Here is a 3499-nt window from a genome sequence, read left to right as displayed (position 1 = left end):
GCCGTCGGCCACAATTTCCGCCGCATCCTCGCCTGGCTCAGAGATCTTTTGTGCCTGTTCCTGGTCCCGCTCTGGCGCACGTTCAATTGTCCAGAAAAGTCAATCCGGGCTTCTTAACGGTCGACTAAGCAGCTACACGCCAACGAAGATCTTAACAAGAAATCAGATATGACGGAGGAATTTCAAACACGTGGTCGGTCTTCCGCGGCAGTATTTCATGGCCATGATCAGGATAAATCAGCATGTTCTTCTTGCTGGGGATCTTGTTGTAGGCTGCAAATTGCGAGCTCGGCGGACAGACGGTGTCCATCAGGCCGGTGACCATAAGTACCTCTCCCCGGATGCGAGCCGCCAAGTGCTGACAGTCAATATACCCTAGGCGCCGGAACCACTCCGCAATGTGCTCATGGGTCGGATCAAAGCCGCGAAAGAACGTCCGAATCCTTCCAGAAATCCGGCCTCTGATAAGCATCCTTCGCCAAATCCATTTCCCAAGCACGCTGATAATTGCAGAGGAGAGGATATGTCGCCGCCGCGCGGCAAATGCGCGGCCTCGAGCGCTGCGCAGGCCTCCTGCGAGCCCCCTTCGGCGGCCACACGCTCGGCGTCCACTTCGGGCAGGGCCATCACTATTCCCGCGACTTGCGCCGCATCCAGGAAAATGTCGCGAAACAGCAGCTTATCCGGGCCCTCATACAGACCGCGCATGATGTGACCATGAAGGGTGTTGCCTTTCACTCCCCAATATCCTCGGACAATCCTCCCTGACCTCAGCAATCGAGCGCGACGACCACGAAACCGGCCGCCGCAAGGGGACAAGTGTCGAACCCAGTTGCCGCTATTTGAACTATAGCCATGAAGTCGGACCACGGCGGGAGCCTACTTCGAAAGTTGTTTCGGGCGTACGAGTTTGGCATGAATCCGCGCGCCGCGAACGCCAGTGAAGCTCCGCGAAATTGGCCTTGAAAGACGCCGAAAGAATTTCTAGATCGGGATTCACCGAACGCATTTCCGACAGGGACCTATCCCAGAAGGCATCGAAGTCCTCCGCCTGTGGGTTGCCGAAGCCGCCTTACCCCAAGATCATGGGCAAGATCATCGATAGGCCTCCATCAGTTGTACGCTGCGGACTATAATCTGCAGTTTCTCCAAACCTTGTCGCTTATCTTGATTACGAAGGTCGTGGCCTGCGCAAGAAAAGAATGAATACGGGCCAGACCGCCATTTATCCTCGTTGCATGGTTTCTCCGCAACAAAGTAAGCAGTCGAAGCTCTAGTTCAATCTGAACTCCATCGCTCTGGACGGCGAGCGCGATATTACATTTCACACCATGACGCTGGAGATGTGGAAGGATGGTAACCTGATTTCGTTCGAGGCGAGCGTGAAGGAGCGCGGCGTCAAAGTTGTCAAGAACGCATGACAATGCTTGGCTGACAAGCCTCGTAGCGGCGCGGGATGATTTCGCGACATTTGGCGCTTATTCTGCAGAATTTCTTCGATCCCGGCCGATTTATGCGCTCCTTGTGCCGGTTAGGCGGCTACGCTCATGCGTAACTATACGCCGAACAACTAGTTCTGCATAACGAGGGGGGGGAGCGTCATGATCAAAGGGGAGTCCGGGAATCATTCCGTTAGCGGCCCAAGCCGGCGCCTCGTACTCCAGTCGACGGCGACCTTGCTCAGCCTACCGATTATTGCCAACAGCACTGCAGCCTGGGCGCAGGAAAAGCTTGCCGGCAGCGGCGAAGTCGTCGTCTTTAGCTATGGCGGGTCCTTTACCGAAGGTGTTCGGCGATCCGTCTATGAGCCGTTCACGAAGGCGACCGGAATAAAAGTCGTAGATGTGGTGGCCGATTTAGCGGAGCCCCAGGTTAAGGCGATGCACCAGGCTGGCCGCGTCGATTGGGGCATTGCCTATGTCGAGGCGGAGGCCTATCCGGCAATGCACAAAGCCGGGATGTTCGAGCCGATGGATTATAGTCTGTGGGATCAAGAAGCGCTTGAGGGCGCGCCGCCGCATACACGTCTCAAAGACGCGGTCATGGGGCTTGCGTCCGCCACCGTGCTTGCTTACGACCAGCGCCTGTTTTCGGGAACTGGCCCCCAAGACTGAGCAGATTTTTGGGACGTCCAGAAGTTTCCGGGACCAAGGGGCCTCGACACACTCTTCGGTAAGCACGCCATCCAATTTGCGCTCCTGGCCGCCGGTGTCGCCCACAAGGATATCTGGCCACTGACAGACGACAAGCTCGATGGCGCGTTTGCAAAGCTGAACGAGATCAAGCCGTACAATACCAAGTGGTGGAGCGCGGGCGGTGAGGCGCCCCAGCTTCTGATCAACCGAGAATATGCTATGGCGGGCGCATTCGATGGCCGATTGTTTGCTGCGATCCGTCAGGGCGCGCCGATCAAATTTGTCTGGGAGGGCGTCTACGTCACCTACACATACATGACGGTTCTGAAGGGTGGCCCTAACACGGGGAACGCGCAAAGGCTGATCGCCTTTCTGAACCGCGCGCAGATCGCGGCCGGGTGGACGCAGGGCACGGGCTACCCTGGGCCAAATACGATCAGCTCAAGTACCTGCCGGCCGAGTCGATCCCGCAGGTCAAGGTGAATCCGCAGAACGCTTCGAAGTGCATCATTGATGACGCTTGGCTCATGGAGATGCGAGGCTACTAGGCCGCCAGATTCGCGCCGCACCTCGCCAAGATCGCGCCGGTCGTAACCCGCCCTTTGGATAGGCAGTCGCCCTTGAGCGGACACCGGGTGCAATCCTTCGCCTTCGAGTAAAAGAAACGGCCGTGCTTGATGGGCCGCGCGGGGCGCAAGATACGCCCTCGCGGGCACTTCAAGATGTCGCTCTTGGCATCGTCCGGAAGCGTCTGAGCGGTACGCGACTGTTGATTGGTTCGGCTTTAGCTGGAATGAGGGCATCAATGCCGCGCCGCTCGAGCGCGCCGTAGACTTTAGCGTAGGCATAGCCCGCATCGGCGGTGACCACCTGTATGTCGATGCCCGTAATCGCTTCAACCTCATCGACTTGCGGCTCGATCATCTCTCCTTCGTTCGTTTGTCCAGTCCTGACCGCGACATCCAGAATGACACCGACCTTGTCATCGACGGCCGTGTGCTGCAGGGGATGTAGTTACAGCGAAGATCGACGTCATCTCGATGACCGGCTCAGTCCTCGACGATCGGCTGATCGAGAACAATCTCAAGTCCTGGGATCCAAGGAGAGTGGTCTTCTCGTTTGACCATTTTCCCCTCGAGCGACGGAAGCAAACGTCCGGTGGTGGGGCGATGTGGAGCGATCGAGGGAGTTTGCGCAGAAGTTGGGAGTGCCTAGAGAGAATGTCTACGACGTTGGTTGCGCATTCCGACGAAGTCGGCCGTGGATTCCGAGCGAAGCCGGCCGCCTATACCGATTGAAGCCGGCCAGGGATTCCGATGATCCCGGCCGCCTGCCGAGGCGGGCTCTCGCGACGACGTCGTCAT

General features: G+C 57.7%; 4 protein-coding genes and 2 pseudogenes. 2 read left to right on the top strand and 4 right to left on the bottom strand.

The annotated features are described in order from the left end of the window. Window positions 1-151: 151 nt before the first annotated feature. From P0R31_RS40470 to P0R31_RS41300, 3 genes and pseudogenes are all read right to left on the bottom strand, one after another. Window positions 152-472 (bottom strand): acetylxylan esterase, encoded by a 321-nt coding sequence (locus P0R31_RS40470; RefSeq protein ID WP_275521178.1) that lies wholly within the window; start codon window positions 470-472, stop codon window positions 152-154. Beyond that, the gene (locus tag P0R31_RS40465) at window positions 376-870 is read right to left on the bottom strand and encodes an acetylxylan esterase (protein ID WP_430516900.1); all 495 of its coding nucleotides are present in this window, start codon (window positions 868-870) and stop codon (window positions 376-378) included. The genes P0R31_RS40470 and P0R31_RS40465 overlap by 97 nt, the downstream gene beginning before the upstream one ends. Then, a pseudogene (locus P0R31_RS41300) lies at window positions 848-1045 on the bottom strand (hypothetical protein); the annotation flags it as partial. The gene P0R31_RS40465 and the pseudogene P0R31_RS41300, both read right to left, overlap by 23 nt. Window positions 1046-1676: 631 nt before the next feature. Here P0R31_RS41300 and P0R31_RS40460 point away from each other — a divergent pair. Continuing rightward, a complete protein-coding gene (locus P0R31_RS40460; RefSeq protein WP_275521177.1) occupies window positions 1677-2114 on the top strand; it encodes a hypothetical protein in 438 nt (145 codons plus the stop codon). 12 nt (window positions 2115-2126) lie between these two features. Then, window positions 2127-2618: pseudogene (locus P0R31_RS41295) on the top strand (extracellular solute-binding protein); the annotation flags it as partial. A gap of 234 nt (window positions 2619-2852) precedes the next feature. On the opposite strand, the gene P0R31_RS41290 reads toward P0R31_RS41295, so the two are convergent. Beyond that, the gene (locus P0R31_RS41290; protein WP_430516901.1) at window positions 2853-3101 is read right to left on the bottom strand and encodes a transposase; all 249 of its coding nucleotides are present in this window, start codon (window positions 3099-3101) and stop codon (window positions 2853-2855) included. Between the last annotated feature and the right edge of the window lie 398 nt (window positions 3102-3499).

The organism is Bradyrhizobium yuanmingense (assembly GCF_029167105.1).
Taxonomy (GTDB): domain Bacteria; phylum Pseudomonadota; class Alphaproteobacteria; order Rhizobiales; family Xanthobacteraceae; genus Bradyrhizobium; species Bradyrhizobium yuanmingense_A.
This window is presented reverse-complemented; position numbering and strand designations above follow the sequence as displayed.